This is a genomic window from Pseudomonas violetae (assembly GCF_023072615.1).
Taxonomy (GTDB): Bacteria; Pseudomonadota; Gammaproteobacteria; order Pseudomonadales; family Pseudomonadaceae; genus Aquipseudomonas; species Aquipseudomonas violetae.
In genome coordinates, this window is record NZ_JAKNRW010000008.1 from 30,413 (window position 1) to 56,194 (window position 25,782).

The following is a 25,782-nucleotide window of genomic DNA, read 5'->3' on the forward strand; positions in this document are numbered from 1 at the left end:
CCGCAGTCGCAAAAACCCAGGCCCTAATCAATCCAGCTAAGAGACTTTCCCTATCATCCCCCAACACTCCAGCTATTAGCTGAGTGCCCAACTCGGGTCTACCCTTAGTGCTGCTCTGGCGCCACAAGCTCGCCGCCCCAAGAGGCGCGGATAGCCCGGATGATCACGACCAAAGGTAGCTCACACATGGCAAATGAATCGAAATGCCCGTTCAATCACGCCGCTGGCGGTGGTACGACGAACCGCGACTGGTGGCCGAACCAACTGAACCTGAAGATCCTGCACCAGCATTCGTCCCTGTCCGATCCCCTGGACGGCTTCGACTATTCCCAGGCGTTCAAGAGCCTGGACTTCCAGGCACTCAAGCAAGACCTGCGCGCGCTGATGACCGATTCGCAGGATTGGTGGCCGGCTGACTTTGGTCACTACGGGCCGCTGTTTATCCGCATGGCCTGGCACAGCGCGGGCACCTATCGCACTGCTGATGGTCGTGGCGGAGCGGGCTCTGGGCAACAACGTTTCGCCCCGCTCAACAGCTGGCCAGACAACGTCAGCCTAGACAAGGCGCGCCGGCTGCTGTGGCCGATCAAGCAAAAGTACGGACGCAACATTTCCTGGGCCGACCTGATCGTCCTCACCGGCAACGTTGCACTGGAATCCATGGGCTTCAAGACCTTCGGTTTCTCCGGCGGCCGTCCGGACGTCTGGGAACCGGACGAAGACGTCTACTGGGGCTCGGAGAACAAGTGGCTGGCTGGAGACAATCGCTACGATCAAGGTCATAAGGAACCCATGCAGGCGCCCGGCGATGGCCCACTGGTAGCCGAGCCTGGAGAGAACGAAGACAGCCGGGTCGAACCCGGCCGCCATCTGGAAAAACCCCTGGCCGCCGTACAAATGGGCCTGATCTACGTTAACCCCGAAGGCCCGGAAGGCGAGCCTGATCCGGTCAAGTCGGCCCTGGACATCCGTGAAACCTTTGGCCGCATGGCCATGAACGACGAAGAAACCGTAGCGCTGATCGCCGGCGGCCACGCCTTCGGCAAAACCCACGGCGCCGGGCCTGCGGACAATGTTGGCGCGGAACCGGAAGCAGCGGGCCTTGAAGAACAGGGTTTTGGCTGGAAAAACCGCTTTGGTACCGGCAAAGGCCCGGACACCATCACCAGCGGCCTGGAAGTGACCTGGACCACCACGCCCACCCAGTGGAGCAACAATTACCTGGAAAACCTCTTCGGCTTTGACTGGGAACTGACCAAGAGCCCGGCCGGTGCGCATCAATGGACGCCCAAAAACGGCGCCGGCGCCGGCATCATTCCCGATGCCCACGACCCGAACAAACGCCGTAACCCAACCATGCTTACCTCGGACCTGGCGCTGCGTTTCGACCCGATCTACGAACCCATCTCCCGGCGGTTCCTGGAGAACCCCGACCAACTCGCCGATGCCTTCGCTCGCGCCTGGTTCAAGCTGATCCATCGCGACATGGGCCCACTCTCGCGCTATCTCGGCCCGGAGATGCCCAGCGAAGAACTGCTGTGGCAGGACCCGATCCCCGAAGTCGACCACGAGTTGATCAATGACAGCGACGTCACCGCACTCAAGGCCAAGCTCCTGGCCAGCGGCCTGTCCGTCTCGCAACTGGTTTCAACCGCGTGGGCGGCGGCTTCGACATTCCGCGGCTCCGACAAACGCGGCGGTGCCAACGGCGCACGCCTGCGCCTGGAACCGCAGAAATCCTGGCAGGCCAACCAGCCGGAGCAACTGGGCAGCGTGCTGACCAAACTTGAAAGCATCCAGAACGAGTTCAACAACGGGGGCAAGAAAGTCTCGCTGGCGGACCTGATCGTCTTGGCGGGCAACGCCGGCGTCGAACAGGCGGCCAAAAATGCCGGGGTCACCCTCACCGTGCCCTTCACTCCTGGCAGGACCGATGCCACCCAGGAACAGACAGACGTTGAGTCCTTCGCCTTCCTCGAACCTGTGGCCGATGGGTTTCGCAACTTCCTCAAGACCCGTTACACCGTACCGGCCGAGGCCTTGCTGATCGACAAGGCCCAACTGCTGACCCTCACTGCCCCGGAAATGACCGCGCTGATTGGCGGCCTGCGGGTGCTGAACTCCAACGCCGGGCAGACCCGGCACGGCGTGTTCACCCAACGGCCGGAAGCCTTGACCAACGACTTCTTCACCAACCTGCTGGACATGGGCGTGGAATGGAAACCCACCTCGGACGACGCACAGGAGTTTGAGGGACGTGACCGCAAGACCGGCCAGGTGAAATGGACCGGGACGCGTGTGGACTTGGTGTTTGGATCGAATGCGCAGTTGCGGGCGATTGCCGAAGTCTATGCGAGCAGCGACAGCCAGGAAAAATTCGTCAAGGACTTCGTTGCGGCGTGGACCAAGGTGATGAATCTGGATCGGTTTGATGTGAAATAAGCCTGAGCCCTGAAACGCAAACGCCTCCCGCTGGAGGCGTTTTGCTTTAAAGCACGAAGGCTACACCGGCGAGATTGTGGCCAGAGCGCCGATCAGCACCGTCAGTACGAGAAAACCACCGAGGAAAATCGCCATCTTGCCCATGAGGGTGCTCCTGCCTGTTCAATATGCAGTTATTGTGAGCCGCAGACTGTTTGCATTACAGATGCAGATGGCGATGAAAAATACGGATCAGATGCCGACCGCGTCGCATCATAGTTGAATCGTCCCTCGTCCCCTACGACCTTCTGCCGCTCCTGCAGGTAGTCGCTGTCTGCCTTCGGCAGCTGCACTAAAGACTCCCAGTCGGGGCGCGGAGGCAGATTATCCGCTGCTAGATCCACAAAAACTACTCCGCCATGATCGCGTGATACTGCTTCTGGTACTCGCTATAAGGCAGGTTCTTTTCCATCAATGCCTTCAACCTAGTTTCCTTGTACTGGGCAGCCGACATGATTCCTGCCGGAACGGGTGTGACTGCGGGCGCTGCTGCCTGAGTTGACGGCGTGATGTTGCCGATGCACTGATATTTGACGACTATCTGGCCAGCGGTGCAATTTCCCCCTCCATCACGAGTCTGGCAAATCTGGGTTTTCCCTCCAAATGGCTCCGCCCGCTGATAACCCCAGACAGCGCATTTGTTGGTCGCGATCGATTCAGCCTGGTTGATGTCGACAATAGGCGTTTCAAAGGGTTTGAAATCGTAAGCCATATCAATCGAGCCATCTGCCCGACTGCCTCCTGTGGCGTAAAAATCCTTGCGGGTGGAGCAGCCAGTGATTGTTACGGCCAGCATGACCAGCAAAATCAGCTTATACATCGAGAAAATCCTTTTCAGTCGGCGACTGCATCAAATAGTGGCAATACGCCTTACTGTAGCAGCTTGCGAAGTCATTGAGCTGTATTCGTGCACGTCCGCCTGATAGCCCATATTGTGAGTTGTCCGGTCTTCGATTTCGAACCACGAGGGCACGATGTTCCATAACGCCATTGTGGGTCTTCCTGACCAGGGAAAACAGTACTCAAGAAGTTCATCGCGACTTCTAATAGCTCACCCTAAATCAGGCAGATTTATTCAACCAACTTGATGCCAGACAACTCCCGGCCCCGCTCATCAATCAATGAAGTTTCATATCCCAACTTCCGACTACCCGTCAGAACCTTCCTACTTCCTATAATAAACACCCGCAAAAAAGCCCGCTGACCGTCACCAGTTCAGCGGGTTCTTCAACAGTGCTTCTACTGGCAGGCTTATTTTCGCTAGGCCTTCCAAGACCTTCGGCTATTTCTCAAGTTCAAGTTCATCCAACAACCGATCCACCGACAATTCTGCCAACGAAATCATCTGTAGAATACCCAATGCCAAATTGCATTTCGGACCGCTGAGGAGAAAAGCCAACTCACTGGCCATGACGCCGGCCGAGGCAAGGGTTTCGCAAGCGTGGGTTAGTAACGTTTCAGCGTTTACATCAGGGGCGATGATAAACATTGGAGGAGCACAGCGTTTTGCCATGGCTGGTTTACGGGATTCAAACGCTGAATCGATTTCTGTGTGACCATCCGTTTTCGGAGGATTCGGGGTTTCTTTGATCATGTGGAACTCCTATGACATGAGTTCCTCTTCACCCGCTACCACGCAAAGTGAGGAGGCGACTGTACACAGGGTGGTAGACCGGTCATAGGAACCCGGCAGGCCGAAGCCTCCCATGCACAGCCGCCACAAAGCAGCCAGCAAAAAAAACGCCCTGAGGCGTTCTGGGTCTATGAAATAACCGGGCTACCACACCCGTCCGCTGAATTTGCAGCGGCAAGGCAAGGTTAGCGATGAGGCTTGCGAAGTGCAAGCGCCGTGGTTGGAACCCTCCATGCTGGCGATCCTCCCATAACAACACCCACAAAAAAGCCCGCTGACCGTTACCGGTTTAGCGGGCTCTTCAACAGCGCTTCTACTTACAAAGCCATGTCACTTGCAGCGTTAGCCTTCGGAGCAGCCTTCTCGGCATCAGCCGGAGTAGCCACCGGAGCCACTACCTGACCCATCGCCGGCGGCGGAGTGAGTTGCAGTACCTTGGCGGTATAGGCCCACTCTTCGGCCACTTTTTCAGGGTTGCCGTTCAACTGAGTGCCGTAGCTCGGCACGATCTGGTGCAGCTTTTCCTGCCAGGCCGGGGAAGCGACCTTGTCCTTGAACACTTTCTGCAGCACGGTCAGCATGATCGGCGCGGCAGTCGATGCACCTGGGGAGGCGCCCAGCAGGCCGGCGATGGAGCCGTCTTGCGAAGCCACGATCTCGGTGCCCAGCTTCAGTACGCCACCGGCGGCTTCGTCACGCTTGATGATTTGCACGCGCTGGCCGGCCTGCCACAGGCGCCAGTCTTCAGACTTGGCGTTCGGGAAGTATTCCTTCAGCGCGTTGAGGCGGTCTTCGTCCGACAGCATCAACTGGCCGGCAAGGTACTCGACCAGCGGGTATTCCTTGATACCGACCTTGGTCATTGGCCACACGTTATGCGTGGTCGTGGTGGTCAGCAGGTCCAGGTACGAACCTTCTTTCAGGAACTTGGTGCTGAAGGTTGCGAATGGGCCAAACAGGATCACTCGCTTGCCGTCCAGGACACGGGTGTCCAGGTGCGGAACCGACATGGGCGGTGCGCCAACGGAAGCCTTACCGTAGGCCTTGGCCAGGTGCTGCTGGGCGATGGTAGGGTTTTCGGTCACGAGGAACGAGCCACCAACCGGGAAGCCTGCGTACTCCTTGGCTTCAGGAATACCGGACTTCTGTAGCAGGTGCAGGGCACCGCCGCCAGCGCCGATGAAGACGAACTTGGCGTCGGTCTCGAACTTGCTGCCGTCTTTCAGGTTTTTGGAGCTGACGCGCCAGGTGCCGTCTTCGTTGCGGGTGATGTCCTGCACTTCGCTGGACAGCTTCAGGTCGAACTTGGGAGTGGTCTGCAGGTGCGCGACGAACTGGCGGGTGATTTCGCCGAAGTTGACGTCGGTGCCGAGCGGCGACCAGGTGGCGGCGACTTTCTGTTTCGGGTCACGCCCTTCCATCATCAGCGGCACCCACTTGCTGATCACAGCCGGGTCTTCAGAATACTGCATGCCGGCGAACAGCGGGCTCGCCTGCAGGGCTTCGTAGCGCTTTTTGAGGAAGCTGATGTTGTCGTCACCCCACACAAAGCTCATGTGCGGAGTGGAGTTGATGAACGAACGCGGGTTCTTCAGCACGCCTTGCTGAACCTGCCAGGCCCAGAACTGACGGGATATCTGGAACGCTTCGTTGATGTCAACGGCTTTAGGGATCTGTACGTTACCCTTTTCGTCTTCCGGGGTGTAGTTCAGCTCGGCCAGGGCTGAGTGACCGGTACCGGCGTTGTTCCAGCCGTTGGAGCTTTCCAGGGCCACGCCGTCCAGGCGCTCGATCATTTCCATCGAGGTGCCAGGTTCCAGCTCGTTGAGCCAGACACCCAGTGTTGCGCTCATGATGCCGCCACCGATCAGCAGCACATCGACTTTCTTTGCCTCTTCCGCCTGAACGGACGTGATCCCCATCGACAAAGCCAGCCCCAGCAGGGCTGTGTTCATTTTCTTAAACATCTGTAGCACCTTTGATAAAACGCCATCCGCCCTGCCATCCGCAGTCTCGAGCCCCTTATTGCACGACATTCATGCAAGATGTCGTGAGTGCTCGCGCCGCTGGATTGGAGGGTGGGCACACAAAGCCGATTGACTGCATCGACCTCAGTTTATATGTCCCTACTGAACTGACTTTTTATCTTTATTGGCTTCAGCTGCTTGAGCGACAGTGATTCCGTTGGCGCGTCTCAAGGACACGCAAACTGAATAGATCGATCCAAGTAATCCCCAAGAATATCACGTCAGGGCAAACCCGCGCGTCTGTTCCCGACCTGTTAGTCCGGCTGCAGGCGCCCGGGCCACTATACTCAAGGTGTTTTTCCCAACGATTCGGCGAGGCACGCGATGAGCGACAAACCCGATTTGCGCAAATATTCCTCCCAGGTGGTCGACGGCGTCGAGCGCTCCCCCGGGCGAGCCATGCTGCGCGCGGTGGGCTTTAGCGACGAAGATTTCGCCAAGCCGCAGATCGGCATTGCCTCGACCTGGGCGATGGTCACGCCATGCAACATGCACATCGACAAGCTGGCGCTTGAAGCCGAACGCGGAGCCAATGCGGCCGGCGCTAAAGGGGTTATCTTCAATACCATCACCATCTCCGACGGCATAGCCAATGGCACCGAGGGCATGAAGTACTCGCTGGTGTCGCGGGAGGTCATCGCCGACTCGATCGAAACGGTGGCCGGTTGCGAAGGCTTCGACGGGCTGGTCACCGTGGGTGGCTGTGACAAAAACATGCCGGGCTGCCTGATCGGTATGGCACGGCTGAACCGCCCCTCGATCTTTGTGTATGGCGGCACCATTCGCCCGGGCGCCGGCCACACCGACATCATTTCCGTGTTCGAAGCCGTGGGCCAGCATGCGCGCGGCGATATCAACGAGATCCAGGTCAAGCAGATCGAGGAAGTGGCCATTCCCGGCCCGGGCTCCTGCGGCGGTATGTACACGGCCAACACCATGGCTTCGGCCATCGAGGCGCTGGGCATGAGTCTTCCAGGTTCCAGTTCCCAGGATGCGGTGGGCACCGACAAGACTTCAGACAGCTTCCGCGCCGGGAAACAGGTCATGGAGCTGCTCAAGCTGGACCTCAAGCCGCGGGACATCATGACCCGCAAGGCCTTTGAAAACGCGATTCGCGTGGTGATCGCCCTCGCCGGCTCGACCAACGCGGTCTTGCACCTGCTGGCCATGGCCCACGCCGTGGATGTCGAGCTGACGCTGGATGATTTCGTCGAACTGGGCAAAGTCTCCCCGGTGGTGGCCGACCTGCGGCCCAGCGGCCAGTACATGATGAGCGAGCTGGTGGCCATCGGCGGCATCCAGCCGCTGATGAAACGGATGCTCGACGCCGGCATGCTGCATGGCGATGTCATGACCGTGACCGGCAAGACCCTGGCCGAGAACCTGCGCGACGTCGTCGATTACGTGGCCGGCCAGGACGTGATCCTGCCCTTCGACCAGCCGATCAAGAAGGACTCCCACTTGGTGATTCTGCGCGGCAACCTGGCCCCCGATGGCGCGGTGGCCAAAATCACCGGCAAGGAGGGTCTGCGCTTTGAGGGCACAGCCCGGGTCTATCACGGCGAAGAAGGCGCGCTGGCGGGCATTCTCAATGGCGAAGTGCTGGCGGGCGATGTGATCGTGATTCGCTACGAAGGCCCCAAGGGCGGACCGGGCATGCGCGAAATGCTCTCGCCGACTTCGGCAGTGATGGGCAAGGGGCTGGGCAAGGAAGTGGCGCTGATCACCGACGGCCGCTTCTCCGGCGGCTCCCACGGTTTTGTGGTCGGGCATATCACCCCGGAGGCATTTGAGGGCGGGCCGATCGCACTGATCGAGGATGGCGACCGGATCGTCATCGATGCCGAGACGCGGCAGATCACGGTGGATGTTGCATCGCCTGAACTGGCCAGGCGCAAAACCGCCTGGGTGCGCCCGGAGGCCAAGTACAAGCGTGGGGTGTTGGCCAAATATGCGAAGACTGTGTCCAGCGCCTCGGAAGGCGCCGTGACGGATAAATATCTCTGAACGGATTTACCCGCGGGTTGAACCATCGCCATCGCGAGCCTGCTCGCGATGAGGCCCTTGAAACAAAAAAATCTCTAAGCGCCAGGCTGATAACCAAACATCGACTTCAACTCCAGGTATTCCTCAAATCCATGGACGCCCCACTCGCGGCCGTTGCCCGACTGTTTGTAACCACCAAAGGGCGCGCCGTTGTCGGCCTTGCTGCCATTGAGGTGAACCATGCCGGTGCGCAGCTTTCGAGCAACCGAACGAGCACGCTCCAGAGTGCCAGCGGTCACATACCCTGACAGTCCGTAAGGGCTGTCATTGGCGATCGCCACGGCTTCGTCCTCGCTGTCGTACGGCATGATCACCAGCACTGGACCGAACACTTCATCGCGAGCAATCGGCATGTCGGTCGTGACGTCGGCAAATACCGTGGGCCTCACGTAATACCCTTGCGCCACGCCAACCGGACGACCCACGCCACCGCACACCAGGCGCGCACCTTGATCCATCGCCCCGGCGATCATGGCCTGGACGCACTCGAACTGCGCCAGGTTGGCCAGCGGCCCCATGGCGGTGGAGGGATTACTGTCGTCGAAACAGACCTGGGCGGCGACAGCCCGGGCGATTTCAACGGCGCGTTCCTGCAAGGCGCGCGCGATCAGCAATCGCGTGGGTGCGTTGCAGGACTGGCCGCTGTTACGAAAACAACTGCTGACACCGTGGCGCACAGCCTCCTCGATATCCGCATCAGCGATTACCAGATTGGCCGACTTGCCGCCCAGCTCCTGGGACACGCGCTTGACCGAGTCTGCCGCGGCCTTGGCCACTGCAACCCCGGCACTTGTGGAACCGGTGAACGACACCATGTCGATATGCGGATGGCGGGCAATGCCGTCGCCGATGGTCGGGCCGTCGCCGTTGACCAGGTTGAACACCCCCTTCGGCACCCCGGCACAGTGAAGAATCTCGGCCAGCAGCATTGCCGACAGCGGCGCCCTTTCGCTGGGTTTGAGCACCAGGGTGCAGCCGGTTGCCAGTGCCGGGGCAATTTTGCAGGTCAGTTGGTTCAGCGGCCAGTTCCATGGGGTGATCAGGCCGCAGACGCCGATAGGCTCGCGACTGATCAGGGTGCTGCCATGGGGACGGTCGAAATCATAAGTGCGCAGCACCTCAAACGCTTGTTGCAGATGCCCGAGGCCGGCTGGAACGTGGGCGCTGCGGGCCAGTGACAGCGGCGCGCCCATTTCCTTGTGCACCCGTTCAGCCAAGGCTTCGCTCTGTGATTCATAACCTTGAATGATCGCCGCGAGCAGTTCCAGGCGCTGTTCCCGCGACCACTGCGAGTAAGCTGGAAATGCCTGTCTTGCCGCTGCCACCGCGTCATCCAGATCGGCCCGGGTACCCAGGCTGATCACGCCGACCGAGCGCTCGGTGGACGGGTCAATCACCTCCAGGGTAGAGCCACCCCGCGGCTTGACCCACTGGCCATTGATGTAGAAATCCAGGTCATTCATTTCGGTTCCTCAAGCGACCTTGTCGAGGGCGCGGCGCAAGGTGTCGAAGATCAGCGCGATCTGTTCTTCAGTGATAATCAGCGGCGGCGACAGCAAGATGTTTTCCCCTGACGCGCGTACCAGCACTCCGGCGTCGAAACACCGCTGGGCAACCTCGGCCGCGCGGGTACCCGGCGCGCTTTCACGGGGCTTGAGTTCAACCGCGCACAGTAGGCCAATGGCGCGAACGTCAAGCACCAGGCCCTGCTCGCGCAATGCCAGTGCAGCGTTCTGCCAGACTGGCGCGACCTGCTGCACATGGGCATTGATGCGCAACTCATCGTGCACCGCCAAGGTCGCAAGCCCGGCGGCGCACGCCAGTGGGTGCGCCGAATAGGTGTAGCCGTGCATCAATTCAATGGCCTGGTCAGGGCCCTGCATGAACGCGTCATACACCGCACCACTGACCAGCACGCCGCCCATGGGGACGGCGCCATTGGTCAAGCCCTTGGCCAGGGCCATCAGGTCCGGCGTCACGCCGAACACCTGCGCACCGAAAGACTCGCCCAGGCGCCCGAAACCGCTGATCACCTCATCAAAAATCAGCAGTACGCCATGGCGATCACAGATCTCCCGCAGTTTCTGCAGGTAACCCAGTGGCGGTGCATACACCCCACCCGACCCGGTGACCGGCTCGACGATGACCGCCGCCACGGTCGCCGGGTCGTGAATCTCCAGCAATTGCAGCAACGCATCGGCGTAATGTGCGCCCTGCCCCGGCTGACCGGGACTGAAACGCAAGCTGGTGTCGTACGGTAGCGGCAGGTGCGCAACGTCGCCGAGCAACGGGCCGAAGTCACGTTTTTGCCGGCCAATCCCGGAGACCGACAGCCCACCGAAGCCCATGCCGTGATAGCCCTTGGCGCGGCCGATCATTTTGGTCCGGCGACAATCGCCACGAGCCTGATGGTAGGCCCGGGCGATCTTCAACGCAGTGTCGACGGCCTCGGAGCCGGAGTTGGTGAAGAACACCTTGTCCAGGCCCGCAGGCGCCTTCGCCACCAACTTGTCAGCGAAGTCGAGTGCCGCCGGGTGACTCATCTTGAACGAGGACACAAAGTCCAGACGCCCCGCCGCTTCGCGAATCGCTTCAACGATTGGCCCCTGGCCGTGCCCGGCGTTGACACACCAGAGCCCGGCCATGGCGTCGAGCACCTGGCGGCCATCGGTGGTGGTGTAGTGCATGCCCTCGGCGCTGTTGATCAGCAGCCGCTGGCGATCGAACTGGCGCATCGGGGTAAAGGGCGCCCACAGGGCCGAAGTCGAGGTCTGGTTCATCTACAGTGCTCCGTAAAGTGTCAAAAGATTCAGATGCGCTTGCCGGTCAGCGTCGGCCGCTGCATGGATCCGGCGTTGGTATTGACGCCGCGATCAAACAGCAGGCGACCGCCTTCCAGGCGGCAACGGACATGGTCGCCAAAAGCGGTTTCGACGAAGCGCCAGTTCATTCGCAACTCGCCTTCGGGGGTCCAGCACCCATGGGCGATCACCGGGGTCTGCTGTGGTTGGTATTGGTGATGAAGATAGTTACCGGTAAGGCTGGTGATCGATTCCAACGGCTGCTGCAAACCCACTCGCAGGCGATGGGTTCCGCGATGATCGACCAGGCCGAACGCGCATTCGCCAGGGCTGAAATCAAAGCTGATCTCGCACACACCGTCCTCGTTCGGTTCGATGGCGAAACGTCCCTGCAGCGCTTCAGCCTCGGGGGACTCGCTCAAGCCCTGCAGCATAGGCAGGCGTAGGCCATCGATCACTGCATCGAGTTGCAACCGGGAAGCTTGCGGATCCGCCGCTGATCGCCCCAGGGCCGGGAACAAATGTTCCCAGATGGCCGCCTGCAAACGGCGCTCGCCGAGCTGCAGGCCGCAGGTGAAGGCAAGCACCGTTTCCTGTTCGGGCAATACCATGCAGTACTGGCCGAAGACGCCAGAGGCGTAGTAACCGCCGTGACGGGTCATCCACCATTGGTAGCCATACCCTTCACGTTGCACATCGCCGGCACCATCCTTGTTGCGCGGCAGGTATTGCTTGCCGTCGAATTCGCCCATCCACACGTCTTCGACCTGGTTGCGAGTGGCTGCGGCGATCCACTGCGGCGACAGTAACTGCCGGCCCTGCCACTGTCCCTTGTTCAAATGCAGCACGCCGAACTTCAGCGAGTCTTCCGTGGTGCAGCTCAAGCCATTGCCGCCGGAATTGAAGCCATCTGGCGCCAGATCCCACTCCAGTTTGTCCATCCCGAGAAAACCCAGGACCCGCTCCTGCAACAGGGCATGCATGGTCTGCCCGCTGACACGGGTGACAATGGCCGAGAGCATGAAGCTTGAGGCGCTGCTGTAGATGAATGACTGGCCCGGAAGTTCGTCCACAGGCTCGTTCAGGAAGGCCTCGACCCAGCTGCTTTGCAGATTGCGCCAGGCGCCACCGGAAATGCCGCGCTGATGGCCGGTGCGCATGGTTAGCAGGTCTTCGACGGTCATGGCGGCGAGGTTCGCGCTGATCTGTGGCGGACACAGTTCAGGGAAGAAGCTCACGACTTTGGCGTCGAGCTGCAGACGCCCATCGTCGACCAGCAGGCCGACGGCGGTGGCCGTCCAGCTCTTGGTCGCAGAGTGCTGCACGTGCATGCGGCGCGCCGAATATGGCTGCCAGAACGCCTCTGCCACCACCGCCCCCTGGCGATAGAGCATGAAACTGTGCAGCTCGATCCCGGCGTCACTGACCGCCGAGAGGAATTCGACGATCCCGCGAGGGTCGACGCCACGTTCTTGAGGCAGGGCTCTGGGCAGAGGTACATAGGTCATCACGAAGCTTCCTGGTAATTGCCATTAACGCGCAGCAATGTTTTTAAATTGAAAGTAATACAGTTGAAATACTGTCTTTTGCTGAGTAAATGTATTTGCGCGGCCTGTAATTCATTTTCGGGCGAATCAAAGCTGCCCGGGCTTTTCGGGTATCCTTGCCTTCCCCTGCCACAGGAACGACCACGCGCCATGTCTCAACTCACCTCGCTGCAGACCAAAGTCGCCGGCCAGATTCTTTCCGCCATCCAGTCGGGCGACCTGCAACCCGGTACTCATCTGAAGGAAGTCGAACTGACCCAGCGCCTGGGCGTGTCCCGCTCGCCCATCCGCAGCGCGCTGTCGTACCTGGCCGAGCAGCAATTGATCGAGCCTTTGCCGCAGCAGGGTTTTCGCGTACCGCTGCAGACGGCCAGCGGACTGGCACAGCAGGTCAGTGAGTTGCACAATGAGGAGGACGACCTTTACACGCGCCTGATCGATGACCGGCTGAACCAGGTGCTGCCCGACCAGATCTCCGAGAGCGACCTGCTGCGCCGTTATGGCGCCGGTAAAAGCGTGCTGCGCCGTTGCCTGTTGCGCCTGTCCGATGAAGGCGTAATGCAGCGCAGGCACGGCCACGGCTGGTTGTTCCTGCCGACCTTGAGCAGCGCGCAAACACGCTTCGAGAGTTATCGCTTTCGCATGCTGCTCGAGCCCGCCGGGCTGTTGGAGCCGACCTTCAAGGTCAACCCCGAGCAATTCCGTCGGTGCCGGGAGCGGCAGCTGGAGCTGCTTGAAGGCCAGGTGGACGGGCAGCGCTTTTTTGAATGCAATGCCGAGTTTCACGAGCTGTTGGCAGCGGCCTCCGGCAACAGCTACATCCTGCAGGCGATCCAGCAACAGAACCGCCTGCGCCGCCTCACCGAGTTCCATTCGGCGAGCAACGTCGAGCGGGTCAAGGTCTCCTGCCGCGAGCACCTGGCGATTCTCGATGCGCTGGAACAGGGCGACAACGAATGGGCATCGACCCTGTTGCATCGGCACCTGGAAGTCGCCAGCAAGATGGGCGTCGCGCGCAACAAGGCCTGACTCGCACCGTAGGCATCCCCCCGTAGGAGCTGCCGAAGGCTGCGATCTTTTGATCTTGTCCAGCAGGCTCATTACCAAAGCGCCACGGTGTAACCGACGATCAGGCGGTTTTCGTTCATGTCGCGCAGATAGTTGGCCTTGCTCATCCCGTTACGCCAGCGCAGCGAAACGCCCTTGAGCGCCCCGGACTGGAACACATAGCCAAGGTCGATATCCCGCTCCCACTCACGCCCCTCCCCGGCAAAACCCAACACCTGCGCCTGATCGCCCTTGGCCCAGCGAGTCGAAAACGTCAGCCCGGGCACACCCAGCGCAGCGAAATCAAAGTCATAACGCGCGTGCCACACCCGCTCGTTGGTCTGGGAAAAGTTGCTCAACTGGTACTCGGAAAACAGATAGGTATTGGTGCCATCGACATAAGTGAACGGCGTATCACCAAACTGCTCCTGATACCCGCCGCCCAGACTGTGCCCCTTGAAGCTGTAGGCGACCCGCGTACTCAGCGCGCGGTTATCCACCTTCCCCGCCAGCCCGGCGCCCGCCTTGTCCGCGTCGAAATAACGAATGTCGCTCTTGAGCACGCCACCGCCCAGGGCAAAACTGTTCTTCAGGCCCATGTAGTGCTGCTGGTAAATGTCCTCCAGCTGGGCAAAGTGATAGGTCAACGTGAGGTTCGGATTGACCTTGTAATCGCCGCCCATGAAACGAAACTGATCGCTCTTGGCCGAGCTTTTGTAGGCGCCGCTTTGCCCCGTCAACCCCATGTCCTCATAGTCGGTCGACTCACGTTGTTTGGTCCGGTCGATCTGGCCACCGGTGAGGTTCAGGCCGGTGACATCCGCCGACGTGACCTGAGTTCCGCGAAACGTCTGCGGAAACAGCCGGCTGGTGTTGGGCTGCAAGGTCGGCAAGTCCGGTACCAGGTATCCGCTGCGCAATTCGCTCTTGGCAAAGCGCACCTTGCCGGTCACACCCAGCTTGGAATATTCATCGTGGGCGCGCTTGACGTAGCTCGGTTGCCCGGGCTCAGGCTCGTTGTCCCGCGACAGCAGGCCGGACCCTGAGCGGTCAGGACTGGAGTCCAGTTTCAGGCCGAGCATGCCGACCGCGTCGACGCCAAACCCGACCGTGCCTTCGGTGAAACCGGACTTGAGGTTGAGAATGAAGCCCTGGGCCCACTCCTCGCGTTTGGATTGTCCGGCGTCTTCGCGGTAGTCACGGTTGAAGTAGTAGTTTTTCAGCTCCAGGTCAGCCTTGCTGTCCTTGATGAAATCGGCGTAGGCCGGGGCGCATAGCAAGCCGCCGCTCATCAGGCTTACGCCCTTGAAGATCAGGTGCAGGTTGTTCTTATGCATTGTCATTGGCTCCTGGCAGTCGTGATGGATGAGTAGGTCTTATTGTTTTTCGGGCATGACTTCCCCCTTCGCGCCAGTTTTGAAGCTGGCGCGCCGGGGGTAATCAGGGTGCTAGATCAAAAGCTCGCGGGTCGTATTCGGTAGCCGCCGTCGCTCAGCTTTTCCAGCGGACTCGCCGCCGCCAGCAGCTGGCGGGTATAGGGGTGTTGCGGGTGGTCGAAGATCTGTTCGCGGCTGCCCACTTCCACCACTTGCCCCTGGTGCATCACGGCGACCCGGTGAGCAATACGCTCCACCGCCGCCAGGTCATGGGAGATGAACAGGCAGGCGAAACCGTATTGCGCCTGCAGACGCTCGAACAGTTCGAGGATCTGCTTCTGGATCGTCATGTCGAGGGCTGAAATGGGCTCGTCGGCGATCACCAGTTGCGGATGCCGCACCAGTGCCCGGCCGATGGCGACGCGCTGGCGCTGACCACCCGACAGTTGATGGGGAAAGCGCTCGATGAACTGTTCGGCCAGTCCCACATCGCACAGTGTCTGTGCCACTCGCTCCCGGCGCTGCTGGGCATTGAGCGCCGGTTCGTGGCGCAACGGCTCGGCCAGGATCTCGCCGATCTTCATCCGCGGGTTCAGCGACGAGTAAGGGTCCTGAAAGATCATCTGGCATTGCAGGCGATGAGTACGGTTGGCCGCCTTGAGGATGTCCACGCCCTTGAAGCGAATCGCCCCGGCGCAGGGTTTGATCAGTCCCACCAGCGAGCGCCCGAGGGTGGTCTTGCCCGAGCCGCTGCCGCCGACCAGCGCCAGGGTCTCCCCCGGCGCAATCGCCAGGCTGGCCGAATGCACCACGCGCTTGTAGTGGCGTTTGCCCCAGAACGAAGTGGGCCCGGGATGCTCGATGCACACCTGATCGACCTCTACCAGCGGGCCGTCGCTGGCCGGCAATTGCGCCAGTACGCCGCGCCGTGGCAAGGCTTCGAGCAACTGGCGGGTGTATTCGGCCTTCGGTGCCAGGAGGATGTCCTGGATACTGCCCTGCTCCACCGATTTGCCGTGGCGCATTACCACCACCTTGTGGGCGTAGCGTGCGACCAGCGACAGGTCATGGCTGATGAACAGGATCGCCGTGCCCTGCTCCCGGGTCAGTTCCAGCATGAGCTCGATTACGTCCAGCTGCGCCAGGCAATCGAGCGCAGTAGTCGGTTCGTCGGCAATCAGCAACGCCGGGCGCAACAGCATCACCGAGGCCAGCATGATCCGTTGGCGCATGCCGCCAGAAAACTGGTGCGGGTACGATTCCAGGCAGCGTTCGGCGTCCTTGATACCAATGCGCTGGAGCATCGTGATGCAACGCTCGCGGATCTGCGCGGCATTGAGGTCGGTGTGCAGTTGCAGCGCTTCGCTCATCTGCTGGCCGATTTTCAACGCCGGGTTGAGCGACACCATTGGCTCCTGAAACACCATGCCGATGCTGGCGCCGCGAATGGCGCGCAGCTGTGCGGTGTCGAGCTTCACCAAATCACGCCCCTGGAACTCCAGGCGACCTGCGCAGACCTGCATCGGCAACGGCAGCAGTCCGATCGCCGCACGGGCTGCCATGGTCTTGCCACTGCCCGACTCGCCAACCAGGGCCACGATCTCGCCTGGGGCAACGCTGAAGCTCAGGTCGTCGACCGCCAGTACGCCGTGCTCACCCACGCGAATCTTCAGGTTTTCCACGCTCAGCAACGTATCAGTCGCCATGCTTATTTCCTCATCCGGGGGTCGAGACGATCACGCAGCGCGTCGCCGAACAGATTGATAGCCAACAGTGCCAGGCAGATGAACAGCCCCGGGAAGATTCCCAGCCAGCTCGCCGAAGCAATATAGGGCCGGCTGCTGGCGAGCATGTTGCCCCAGGTCGCCGCAGGTGGCGGAACGCCCAGGCCGAGAAAGCTCAAGGCGCTTTCCGACAGCAGTGCCCAGCCGAACATGCTGGTGGCCAGTACGCACAGTGGCGCCAGGCAGTTGGGTGCGATGTGCCGCAGCATGGTGTACAGCTCCGAATTGCCGATCACCCGCGACGCTTCGATGTACTCCAGCTCCCGCAGGGACAACACGGTGCCGCGCACCACGCGCACCACCGACGGGGTGTAGGCAATGCCCAGTGCCAGGACGATCCCGTACTTGCTCGCGCCGATGATCGCCATGATGCCCAGCGCCATGAGGATGCCGGGGAAGGCCAGCAGCGCATCGTTGAACATCATCAGAACACGGTCAGTCCAGCCGCGCAGGTAGCCGGCGAGCATGCCGATCAAGGTCCCCGCAATCACCGCGACACTGACCGTCAGCAGGCTGATCCACAGGCTGGTACGGGCGCCGATCAACAGCCGGCTGAACACGTCTCGCCCGAATTCGTCGGTGCCCAGCCAGTGGTTGGCAGACGGTGCCTGCAAACGCGACAGCAGGTCGATACGCAGCGGATCGAACGGTGTCCAGATCAGCCCCAGCAACGCCAGGACGATCAGGATCAGCAACAGGCTGCCACCGATCAGCGCATTGGCCGGTGGCCAGGCACGGGGCCGCTTGCCTGCGGGGGTGGCGGTACCGGCAAGCGGCGCCACAGGTAGATTCGAACTCATAACTTCACCCTTGGATCGAACAGCTGGTAGAGCAGATCCACACAAAGGTTGACCAGCACATAGATGAAGGTGATCAGCAGCAGGCAGCCCTGCAGCACCGGGTAATCGCGGGCGAAGATCGCGTCCACCATCAGCCGGCCAATGCCTGGCAAGGTAAACACGGTTTCGAGTACCGCAATGCCGCCCAGCAGGTTGCCAAGGATCAGCCCGACCAGGGTCCAGGTTGGCGCAAAAGCATTGGGCAAGGCGTGCCGCCACAGTACCGTGCGTTCCGACAGGCCCTTGGCGCGGGCATGGGCAATGTATTCCAGGCGCAGGACTTCAATGGTGCTGGCCCGGGCCATGCGAGTGATCGCGCCCAGCTCCACCAAGGTCAGGGTGACGATCGGCAGCACCAGGTAACTCATGGCCTGCCAGGGTGCCTGGGCAAAGCTGACGTACCCCACCACCGGCAGCCAGCCTAGCTTGATGCCGAAAGCGTGCAGCAACAGCAAGCCGAGCCAGAAGCTGGGAATCGACAGCAGCAGCGTCGCCGTGGTCACCAGCCCCAGGTCCAGCGCGCTGTTCTGTTTCCACGCAGCGATCAGGCCAACCGGTACCGCAATCAGCGTGGCCAGCAGCACCGAGACCAGAACGATGATCGCGCTGACGCTGAAACGCTCGATAATCAGTGGCAACACCGCCTGTTTGGTGCTGATGGAATACCCGAGGTCACCGCTGAGTACGGCCTTGATCCAGATAAAAAACTGGGTCGGCAGGGTGTGATCCAGCCCCAGGTTACGACGCATGTCGGCCAGGCTCTGCGGGTCGGCCATATCGCCGAGCATCAGCAGCGCCGGATCGCCGGGAATCAGGCGGATCAATGCGAACACCATCACTGAAATCAGCAACAGGGTCGGCACCGCCATCCCGAGTTTTTGCAGGATAAAACGCAACATGATCAGACTCCGCCTTTACTGGGCCGCGAGGCTCACGCCCCACAGTCGAGGCTTGGCCACCGGCCAGGAGTGATAGCCACTCACGCTGTCGCGCAACGCACCGATGATGGTGCCGTTGTAGATGATCACCATCGGCGTGTCCTCAATCATCATCTTGTGCAACTGATCGAACAAGGCCTGGCGCTTGCCCGTGTCACTCTCGCGCACAGCTTCACGCAGCAAAACCTGGGCTTGGGGGTTGTCCCAGACCTTGCGCGGCTCTTTGCCCTTGTCGCCCATCAGCGAATCGAAACCCAGGGCCGGGTCCAGTCGCGAGGAATAGGAGAACGACATCATCTGGTAGTTACCGCTCTGGTAACGCTCCAGTTGCGTGCCCCACTCGAGGGTCTCCATCTCGATGTTCAGGCCGCTGCCCTGGGCCATGGCCTGGCTGAGTACGCCCATGTCGAACATCTGCTGATAGCGCTTGTTGACGATCATCTTGATCGGCTGGCCTTTATAACCGGCCTCTTTCAACAGCCGCTGAGCCTGCTCGGGGTCATATTTGTAGCCCTGCCTGGCCGTGGCATCGTAAAAGGCGCTGGACTGCGGAATCGCCGAGTTGTTCGGCTCCGACAACCCGTTGGATAAGGCGGTGACCATTTGCCCGTAGTCCAGCGAATGGGCGATGGCCTGGCGAATGCGCACGTCCTTGAGCAGCGGATCGTTGGTCTGGAACAGCAAACCGCAGATCGCCATGATGGGGCTGACCGACACCTGTACCCCCGGCAGCGCCTTGAGTTCCTGTGCATCGCTTGCGGTCACGTCCGGCAGCAGGTCGATGTTGTTCGACAGCAGTGCGGCCTTGGCCGAAGACGCATCGGGAATGATCATGAAGCGCAGCATGTCGACCAACGCCTGTTTCTTGCCGGTGAAGCCATCCGGGCCGGCATCGTCGCGGGCGCTGTAATCCTTGAAGCGTGCCAACTCCACCGATTGGCCGGGTTTCCATTCGGCCAGGGTGAATGGCCCGGTACCGATCGGAGCTTTCCACTTGCCGTCGGCCGCCACCGAGTCCGGGTGCAGGATGCCGCCGCCACCGCAATCCGGGCGGGACATGGATGCCAGGAACAGCCCGCTAGGCTGGTCGAGGGTGAACACCACAGTCAGTGGATCGGGTGTGGCGATACCGGTGATTTTCGCCCCGCCGCGACCATCGAACTCCGCCAGGCAGCGCCACTGGGTTTGAGGATTCAGGTAGTGCTCCCACGTCCACTTGACGTCAGCCGCCGTCAGCGTCGCGCCATTATGAAAACGCACCCCATCGCGCAGCTTGAAGGTATAGGTCTGACCATCGTCGGAAACCTGGACTTCCCGGGCCAGCAACGGGCCGACAGATGCATCCTCACGATGGGCCACCAGCCCCTCGACGATGTGCAGCATCACCGTATCGGTATTTTCGTCACGGTTGACACCAGGCTCGGTGCTGCGGATATCGGCGTTGAGGCCAACTCGCAAGGTGCCGGCGGCCTGGGCCTGCGCAAAGGCTGCGCCGAGGGCAACCACACTGAGGGCTTGCAGGGTGACACAGAGGGATCTGTTCAATAAGCGATGCACGGGAGAGGCTCTCCTTCGCTGAAAAGTCCGGCCAGGGGCAGTGCCGGCTTCAAGCCTGTGTTTATGTCGTTTTTGTTATGGCCTGATTGTGATCAGCGCCGTATGCGATTTTGTTTTTTTAAATTCGCACGGACATATTCACAGCATGCAAGCTGCTTGTAAATGTTTTTTTATCCACATAAAAACATTAAATGTGTTTTCCGGTGCACCCGCTCCTACCAGACCATCAAAGCCGGAACCTGCCCACCGACTGCGCCAACTGCCCTGCCAGGCTCGCCAGTTCATCGGTGGTCGAGGCCGTCTGGCCGATCACCCGGCTGTTGCCCTCTGACATCCCGGCAATCATCTCCACCTGATGGGCGATTTCGTTGCTGGCCAGGCTTTGTTCGCCAATGGTGCGAGTGATGTCGTTGACCAGTTGCGTAGTGTTTAGCGTTGCGTCGAGAATTTCCCGGATCGCCCGCTCGACTTCCGCGGTCACCGCCATGCCCTTGTCAACTTGCGCCACCCCGGCCTCCATGCTGCTGACCGCGTCCCGGGTGCTTTGCTGGATGCGCGCCACCATGCCGGCGATTTCCTGGGTGGACGCGCTGGTACGTCCAGCCAGGCTGCGGACTTCGTCAGCCACCACGGCAAAACCACGGCCCTGCTCGCCGGCGCGGGCGGCTTCAATCGCGGCATTCAGTGCCAGCAGGTTGGTCTGGTCGGCAATGCCCTTGATGACCTGGATGATGCTGAAGATCCCTTCGGACTCTTTGTCCAGGGTACGGATGACCTGCGCCGACTGCTGCGCCGAGCGAGCGATGCCGTCCATGTCGCTGACCACTTGATGGATCACCCGGCCGCCTTCCTTGGCCAGGTTTTCCGCCTGGTTGGCCATATTCAGCGCACGCTCGGCATGCCGGGTGATTTCTTCGATGCTCGCCGTCATTTCGCTGGCGGCTGCGGCCATGGTGCTGGCGGCACTGCTTTGCTGCTGGCTGCTGTCGGCCACCTCGTGGCAGCCATTGCTCAACCGTTCGCTCATGCCGCTCACACCTTGGGCGTTGCTGCGCACGACTTCGATCATGCCGCGCAGGTCGCGCTGCATGGTTGCCAGGCTGCGAATCAGGGTGCTCGCTTCGTCCTTGCCGGCAGGTTCGGCAATCGGTTCGCTCAGGTGGCCGTGGGCGATGCTGTCGGCGATACGACTGGCGGTTTGCAGCGGGCCCATGATGCTGCCCAGCACCCAGCGCCCCTGCACCAGCAGCAACAACAGGCTGGCGATCAGCACCCCACCGACGGCGAAGTTGGCGTCGATGATGGCCTGTTGCGTACCGACGCTGGTCTGCTGGGTATCGGTTTCGATCAGTTCACTGAGCGCGGCCATCTGGTCTTCGAGCTGGCTGAACGCGGCATTAAACGTGCCGAGTTCCTGTTGCGCAGCCAAAGGATTTTCCAGCGCCAGCCCGACAATGCGCTCGGCTGCACTGATATAGGTATCGAGGCTCGGCTTGACCTGGTTGAGGCCTGCCATGATGGTGGGGTTGACCGGCAGCTTGAGGTTATTACCCAGCACTTCACGGAAATGGGCCGCGTGCTCATCAATGGAGCTGCGCACTTCGGCCTTGCTGCTGGTGCTTTTACCCAGCCCGACCAGCATCGCCGACAAGACGTCGGCGCGCAGGGCGTCATGCATCATGTCGGCTTCGAGGTGGTTGCGCAGCGCGGCCATGCTGACTTCGTTGTCGCTCACCGCCCCCGCCATCTGCGTATTTCCCACATAACTGACCAGGCTCATGATCAAGGCCGTCAACAAGCCGGTACCAATCAGCAGTATCAAACGTAATTTTATCGACACTCTGTGAATCCCCGATCAGTTGGGTGCAGCCATGCTGCAGATGGCTGTTCTGATCAGGTTATCGACTGCACAAAGCGCTAATTGAACGCTATTTGCAAACGAGCGTTTTGTTGCCCGCCGAGGGTGAGGAACGAGGCGAGTAGGTTCCTGCCTCAAACAGCCGGATAGATAATTTCCAGCCAGGGCCAGCGCGCTTGATAGCTCAGCGCTTTCCTTTCGAACAGATCAAATTGGTGGTTCATCGGATTGATCCGCAACAGCCCGTTTTCGACGTCACCCAGGCCATAAGGCGCATACAACTCGCCAGTCATTACATCCACACCAATGCAGGTACCCTCGATCAAGTAGCGATCAATGCCCTCCTTCGCTGAATTCAGCCGTGGGTATGCCCCGCCGAAGCGCTCGCCGTACCACAGGTGGACACGTGCCTGGTTCTTGATTTCAATGTTGAGGTCGAGATCGTGAAACAGTGCCTTGGTGGCGAGAATGACGTTGTTCTCGGCTTCCCAGGACAGATCCTCGTCAAAGTAGAAGACGTCATAATCCTTGATGCCCCACGCTGCGGGTTTTGCGTCGTGGTGGTTCCACACCGCCTGGAACAGGCAGCCTGCAGTGAGCATGCACTGGCTCAGGCCGAGGGCAGGTAACCGTTCGAGGATCCTAACGTTGGCCGGGTTGGCCCTGGCGATTTCCATCAGACGATCGTGGGTCAGTAGCATTTGCGAACTCCTTGTCAGCCATCAGTTCCCTGGAATCAGGACAATACAGCAAAACGAACGAGCTTTTTATCGCAAAAGGGCCGACTCACACTCACCAGGATACATACCACGATGGATCAATTGCAGCGTCCAAGGCCCCGTGGTGCCGGCCGTCAGACCAGGGGTAACGTCACCACGAACTCGCTACCCTGGCCATCGCCTTCGCTGCGGCCCGTCACGTACCCACCGTGCGCCTCGACCAACTCACGCACCACCGTCAGGCCGATGCCCAGTCCGGCGCCGTTGAAGCCCACGGCATGACTGTCTTGCACGAACGGCTCGAAGATAAACGGCAGCGCCTGTGCAGAAACACCGATGCCATTATCACGGATACACATGATCAGGCTGTGGCCCTGGACTGTGACCCTCAGCGTGACGATGCCGCCCGCCGGGGTGTATTTGGCGGCGTTGCCCAACAGGTTGCCGAGTATTTGCGTAAGGCGCACGGCATCGCCATTTACTGTCAGGGGCTGCTGCGGCACATCAGCCGTGAACTGCAGCCGGTGATCGCGCATCACCGGCCGGCACACTTCGACGGCGTCTTCGATGATCGGGACTATATCGACCAGACAGCAGTCCAGGCGCAGCTTGCCGGTGCTGGCGCGGGAGACATCGAGCAAGTCCTCCACCAGCCGTGACATGTGCTTGACCTGCCCCTCGATCAAATGCTGCATGCGCGGCAGCTCTGCGCTAGGCACCCGTACCAGGCGACCGGCGATCATGCTGATCGGCGTCAGCGGGTTGCGCAACTCGTGGGCCACCAAGGCCAGGGTGTTGCGTTGCTGCAACAGCGCCTGTTCGGCCGAGGCTTGCAGTTGTTGCGCGCTGAGGGCGGCAATCACCAGTTGCTCGTTGGCTTCGCGTATTTCAAGGAACAGCCGCTGCTCATGATCGGTACGCAGGGGGCTTTGGGCATCGGACTGCGCCGACAAAATCGCCAGCACCAGTTGTTGATTGGCCTCGATCAATTGCTCGACCTGCTGATTGTCCATCCGCTGGGTGTTGGCGTCGCTCAGTTCCTTTTGCAGTGCCCCCAGCACAGCTCGCGCTTCAACGATTTTCTGACCCAGGAGGAACAACTCCCGAGCGGCAGTGGTCAGCGCTTTTTCGTCCCGACCATCAACCCCGCTCATGATATCCCTCATCCATTGTCGAGGCCCGTATGCCGCCGGGTTGGGCGGCCACCGAGCAGACCCTCCTGATCCGGCAAGCGGTCGCCGATCTGCAACCCGTCATTGTCGATGCGGTACAGGCGCAACTCGTCCGAGTGCGCGCTGGACCGCACCTTCACCACCGCCATGATGCGCAGCAGGCGGCTTTGCACTTCGATGTAGCGCTGCACGATGATCGCGTCGGTGAGGAATGCCGTGCCATAAGGGCTGAATCGCAGGTCGGTATAGCGGTCTTCCAGTTCCGAAGTCATCAGCACGCTGACCCCGGCGCCGGTCAATGCAGTGACCATCCGCGACAGCGACTCGCGGAAGTCTTCGCGGAAGGTGGGCGCCAGCGCCAACTCGAAACCTGACAGCGAATCGATCACCACCCGGGTCGCCTTCAGCCGGCGAATTTCGCTGAGCAGCAAATGCACGATTTCATCGATGGACAGGTCCGGCGCGCGGCTATCCACAAGACCTACCTTGTCAGCTGCGATCAGGCCGGCCAGGGTGGCGTTCTGCGGATGGTTGGGGCGCTGTTCAAAGACTGCGATCACGCCGGTTTCGCCGCTGCGCGCACCTTCGGCCAGAAAGGTCGCGGCGAGGATGCTCTTGCCCGAACCCGACGGCCCGGCCACCAGCAGCGAATAGCCGCGAGGCAGACCGCCGCCAAGCATCTCATCGAGTTGCGGCACACCCATTTTCAGGCGCTCGCCGGCAGATGCCCGCGGCGCTTCGAAGTGTTCGGTTGCAACCGGTGCAAAAACCTTGATCCCCGATGTGGCGATGCGGAAGGTGTGCAAACCTGGCAGCGTCGGCTGGCCGCGCATCTTCATGATTTCCATCTTGCGCACCATGGAGTTGCGCTGCACGCTCTGACGCAGCCAGATCAGACCGTCGGCCACGGTGAAGATCGGATTGGTGTCGGTTTCGGTGAAATACTCGCCTATCAGGAAGGTCGTCGCCTGCCAGGTGGTCATCAACATGCCCAATTGCTGGACGAACTGCGGCAGGTTGTTATTCGGGTTGTCCTGGGTCTGGCTGGCCAATACCACCGAGCGGAACGAGTCGACAAATACCAGGGCCGGCGAGTGGGTTTGCACCTCGCTGACGATGCGCCGCAGCACTTCGTCCAGATCACCGGCCAGGGTGTCGTCAGCCAGGTTGATATAGCGCACGGAGTGGTTGATGGCTTCACTGTCGAAGAAGTCGAACTGCTGCTGATAGCGCAGCATCTTCAGCGGCGGTTCGCCAAGCACGGTAAAGAACAGCGCCGGGCGCTCAGGTGTCGCCAGGGCGAACATCATCTGATGGGCCAAGGTGGTCTTGCCGCAGCCCGGCGGGCCAGCGATCAGGTTGAACGAAAATTCCGGTAGTCCTCCGCCCAGCACCTCGTCCAGTCCTGGCACGCCCGTGGCCAGACGGTTGATAGTTACTTTGGTGCTCATTGCGAAATTTCCTGCGAAGGGGTGTCGCTCAGGGAAGGTTCCCACACGTCACGAAGCAAACGTGCGGTGAGCGAAGGCCCGATCAGCGTGGTCAACAGCTCGTAGAAGGTGGTCAGCATGACTTCGCTGAAGAGTAATGCATCGCCCGCACTCTGCTCGACGAGCACCGGCTTGAGGGCCAGCACATCCAGCAACGCCTGCGCACTGTCGCAGGTGCCGGCCAGTTGCGGGTGCTTGGCGAGGCAAAGGTGCAGGCTGCGGCGGTAAAGCGCGACAGCCCCCTGTTTGCCAATGATCGGCGTGAGGGCTGCGTCCATATCCTGCAAAGTGGTGACCAGCGCCTGGGCAATCCTTGCGGAGCCGGCGTCAGGGCCCACTCGGTGCGCCAGAGAAGCGACGATCTGGCGGCTCTCTTGGCTTTGCGTGGTCATGGCAAACTGATATCTGATGAACAGATATTGATGGTACACCCTATGGGCGCATAGGGACTCAATTAACCATAGGAC

General features: G+C 60.6%; 19 protein-coding genes and 1 pseudogene. 3 read left to right on the forward strand and 17 right to left on the reverse strand.

The genetic code is table 11. The features are described from left to right. Positions 1-186: 186 nt before the first annotated feature. Positions 187-2,442 (forward strand): catalase/peroxidase HPI, encoded by a 2,256-nt coding sequence (katG, locus tag L9059_RS12500; RefSeq protein WP_247291260.1) that lies wholly within the window; start codon positions 187-189, stop codon positions 2,440-2,442. A 388-nt stretch (positions 2,443-2,830) separates the two neighbouring features. Here katG and yecR read toward each other — a convergent pair whose 3' ends face one another. The 3 genes from yecR to mqo form a co-directional block, all read right to left on the reverse strand. Beyond that, entirely contained in the window at positions 2,831-3,301 is a 471-nt protein-coding gene (gene yecR / locus L9059_RS12505; RefSeq protein WP_247291262.1) for a YecR family lipoprotein, read from the reverse strand. Positions 3,302-3,763: 462 nt separating this feature from the next. Continuing rightward, positions 3,764-4,075: a DUF6124 family protein gene (locus L9059_RS12510; RefSeq protein WP_247291264.1), complete on the reverse strand. Its 312-nt coding sequence runs from the start codon at positions 4,073-4,075 to the stop codon at positions 3,764-3,766. A 356-nt stretch (positions 4,076-4,431) separates the two neighbouring features. Further along, on the reverse strand, positions 4,432-6,081 hold the full coding sequence (mqo, locus tag L9059_RS12515; protein WP_247291266.1) for a malate dehydrogenase (quinone): 1,650 nt from the start codon (positions 6,079-6,081) through the stop codon (positions 4,432-4,434). 384 nt (positions 6,082-6,465) lie between these two features. On the opposite strand from mqo, the gene ilvD reads away from it, so the two are divergent. After that, on the forward strand, positions 6,466-8,148 hold the full coding sequence (gene ilvD, locus L9059_RS12520; protein ID WP_247291268.1) for a dihydroxy-acid dehydratase: 1,683 nt from the start codon (positions 6,466-6,468) through the stop codon (positions 8,146-8,148). 74 nt (positions 8,149-8,222) lie between these two features. On the opposite strand, the gene L9059_RS12525 is transcribed toward ilvD, so the two are convergent. The 3 genes from L9059_RS12525 to L9059_RS12535 are packed head-to-tail and all read right to left on the reverse strand — an operon-like array spanning position 8,223 to position 12,496. Beyond that, positions 8,223-9,650: an aldehyde dehydrogenase family protein gene (locus tag L9059_RS12525; RefSeq protein WP_247291270.1), complete on the reverse strand. Its 1,428-nt coding sequence runs from the start codon at positions 9,648-9,650 to the stop codon at positions 8,223-8,225. A 9-nt stretch (positions 9,651-9,659) separates the two neighbouring features. Next, entirely contained in the window at positions 9,660-10,967 is a 1,308-nt protein-coding gene (aptA, locus tag L9059_RS12530; protein WP_247291272.1) for an omega-aminotransferase AptA, read from the reverse strand. A 29-nt stretch (positions 10,968-10,996) separates the two neighbouring features. Further along, positions 10,997-12,496 (reverse strand): serine hydrolase domain-containing protein, encoded by a 1,500-nt coding sequence (locus tag L9059_RS12535; protein ID WP_247291273.1) that lies wholly within the window; start codon positions 12,494-12,496, stop codon positions 10,997-10,999. Between the two features lie 189 nt (positions 12,497-12,685). Here L9059_RS12535 and L9059_RS12540 point away from each other — a divergent pair, with 189 nt between their 5' ends. Beyond that, positions 12,686-13,564 carry an FCD domain-containing protein gene (locus tag L9059_RS12540; protein WP_247291275.1) on the forward strand — a complete coding sequence of 293 codons (879 nt, stop codon included), beginning with the start codon at positions 12,686-12,688 and terminating at the stop codon, positions 13,562-13,564. A gap of 71 nt (positions 13,565-13,635) precedes the next feature. Here the strand turns inward: L9059_RS12540 and L9059_RS12545 are convergent, their stop codons facing one another. The 11 genes and pseudogenes from L9059_RS12545 to L9059_RS12590 form a co-directional block, all read right to left on the reverse strand. Next, positions 13,636-14,919 (reverse strand): OprD family porin, encoded by a 1,284-nt coding sequence (locus L9059_RS12545; RefSeq protein WP_428480262.1) that lies wholly within the window; start codon positions 14,917-14,919, stop codon positions 13,636-13,638. Between the two features lie 116 nt (positions 14,920-15,035). Continuing rightward, entirely contained in the window at positions 15,036-16,664 is a 1,629-nt protein-coding gene (locus L9059_RS12550; RefSeq protein ID WP_247291277.1) for an ABC transporter ATP-binding protein, read from the reverse strand. Positions 16,665-16,666: 2 nt separating this feature from the next. Further along, a complete protein-coding gene (locus L9059_RS12555) occupies positions 16,667-17,542 on the reverse strand; it encodes an ABC transporter permease (protein ID WP_247291279.1) in 876 nt (291 codons plus the stop codon). After that, positions 17,539-18,480 carry an ABC transporter permease gene (locus tag L9059_RS12560; protein WP_247291281.1) on the reverse strand — a complete coding sequence of 314 codons (942 nt, stop codon included), beginning with the start codon at positions 18,478-18,480 and terminating at the stop codon, positions 17,539-17,541. The genes L9059_RS12555 and L9059_RS12560 overlap by 4 nt, the downstream gene beginning before the upstream one ends. Positions 18,481-18,495: 15 nt before the next feature. After that, positions 18,496-20,064: an ABC transporter substrate-binding protein gene (locus L9059_RS12565; protein WP_282615451.1), complete on the reverse strand. Its 1,569-nt coding sequence runs from the start codon at positions 20,062-20,064 to the stop codon at positions 18,496-18,498. Between the two features lie 238 nt (positions 20,065-20,302). Further along, positions 20,303-21,166, reverse strand: coding sequence for a methyl-accepting chemotaxis protein (locus L9059_RS30915; protein WP_428480267.1), 864 nt, complete (start codon positions 21,164-21,166; stop codon positions 20,303-20,305). Beyond that, positions 21,161-21,916, reverse strand: a pseudogene (locus tag L9059_RS30920) (MCP four helix bundle domain-containing protein); the annotation flags it as partial. The gene L9059_RS30915 and the pseudogene L9059_RS30920, both read right to left, overlap by 6 nt. A gap of 152 nt (positions 21,917-22,068) precedes the next feature. After that, on the reverse strand, positions 22,069-22,635 hold the full coding sequence (locus tag L9059_RS12575; RefSeq protein ID WP_247291285.1) for a nucleotidyltransferase family protein: 567 nt from the start codon (positions 22,633-22,635) through the stop codon (positions 22,069-22,071). Positions 22,636-22,787: 152 nt separating this feature from the next. Next, entirely contained in the window at positions 22,788-23,807 is a 1,020-nt protein-coding gene (locus L9059_RS12580) for a sensor histidine kinase (RefSeq protein ID WP_247291286.1), read from the reverse strand. Between the two features lie 8 nt (positions 23,808-23,815). Then, complete coding sequence (locus tag L9059_RS12585) at positions 23,816-25,276, reverse strand: ATPase domain-containing protein (protein WP_247291287.1); 1,461 nt, start codon at positions 25,274-25,276, stop codon at positions 23,816-23,818. Next, complete coding sequence (locus L9059_RS12590) at positions 25,273-25,707, reverse strand: hypothetical protein (RefSeq protein ID WP_247291288.1); 435 nt, start codon at positions 25,705-25,707, stop codon at positions 25,273-25,275. Before L9059_RS12590 ends, L9059_RS12585 begins: the two co-directional genes overlap by 4 nt. Positions 25,708-25,782: the final 75 nt, after the last annotated feature.

What these genes read in the sequence shown, in the direction of transcription:
- L9059_RS12590 (WP_247291288.1), bottom strand. Translation starts at nt 25,707, where the DNA reads ATGACCACGCAAAGCCAAGAGAGCCGCCAGATCGTCGCTTCTCTGGCG.
- L9059_RS12510 (WP_247291264.1), bottom strand. Translation starts at nt 4,075, where the DNA reads ATGATCAAAGAAACCCCGAATCCTCCGAAAACGGATGGTCACACAGAA.
- L9059_RS12585 (WP_247291287.1), bottom strand. Translation starts at nt 25,276, where the DNA reads ATGAGCACCAAAGTAACTATCAACCGTCTGGCCACGGGCGTGCCAGGA.
- L9059_RS12560 (WP_247291281.1), bottom strand. Translation starts at nt 18,480, where the DNA reads ATGTTGCGTTTTATCCTGCAAAAACTCGGGATGGCGGTGCCGACCCTG.
- katG (WP_247291260.1), top strand. Translation starts at nt 187, where the DNA reads ATGGCAAATGAATCGAAATGCCCGTTCAATCACGCCGCTGGCGGTGGT.
- ilvD (WP_247291268.1), top strand. Translation starts at nt 6,466, where the DNA reads ATGAGCGACAAACCCGATTTGCGCAAATATTCCTCCCAGGTGGTCGAC.
- L9059_RS12545 (WP_428480262.1), bottom strand. Translation starts at nt 14,919, where the DNA reads ATGCATAAGAACAACCTGCACCTGATCTTCAAGGGCGTAAGCCTGATG.
- L9059_RS12555 (WP_247291279.1), bottom strand. Translation starts at nt 17,542, where the DNA reads ATGAGTTCGAATCTACCTGTGGCGCCGCTTGCCGGTACCGCCACCCCC.
- L9059_RS12550 (WP_247291277.1), bottom strand. Translation starts at nt 16,664, where the DNA reads ATGGCGACTGATACGTTGCTGAGCGTGGAAAACCTGAAGATTCGCGTG.
- mqo (WP_247291266.1), bottom strand. Translation starts at nt 6,081, where the DNA reads ATGTTTAAGAAAATGAACACAGCCCTGCTGGGGCTGGCTTTGTCGATG.
- L9059_RS12575 (WP_247291285.1), bottom strand. Translation starts at nt 22,635, where the DNA reads ATGCTACTGACCCACGATCGTCTGATGGAAATCGCCAGGGCCAACCCG.
- L9059_RS12525 (WP_247291270.1), bottom strand. Translation starts at nt 9,650, where the DNA reads ATGAATGACCTGGATTTCTACATCAATGGCCAGTGGGTCAAGCCGCGG.
- L9059_RS12540 (WP_247291275.1), top strand. Translation starts at nt 12,686, where the DNA reads ATGTCTCAACTCACCTCGCTGCAGACCAAAGTCGCCGGCCAGATTCTT.
- L9059_RS30915 (WP_428480267.1), bottom strand. Translation starts at nt 21,166, where the DNA reads ATGCAGCGCGACCTGCGCGGCATGATCGAAGTCGTGCGCAGCAACGCC.
- yecR (WP_247291262.1), bottom strand. Translation starts at nt 3,301, where the DNA reads ATGTATAAGCTGATTTTGCTGGTCATGCTGGCCGTAACAATCACTGGC.
- L9059_RS12580 (WP_247291286.1), bottom strand. Translation starts at nt 23,807, where the DNA reads ATGAGCGGGGTTGATGGTCGGGACGAAAAAGCGCTGACCACTGCCGCT.
- L9059_RS12535 (WP_247291273.1), bottom strand. Translation starts at nt 12,496, where the DNA reads ATGACCTATGTACCTCTGCCCAGAGCCCTGCCTCAAGAACGTGGCGTC.
- aptA (WP_247291272.1), bottom strand. Translation starts at nt 10,967, where the DNA reads ATGAACCAGACCTCGACTTCGGCCCTGTGGGCGCCCTTTACCCCGATG.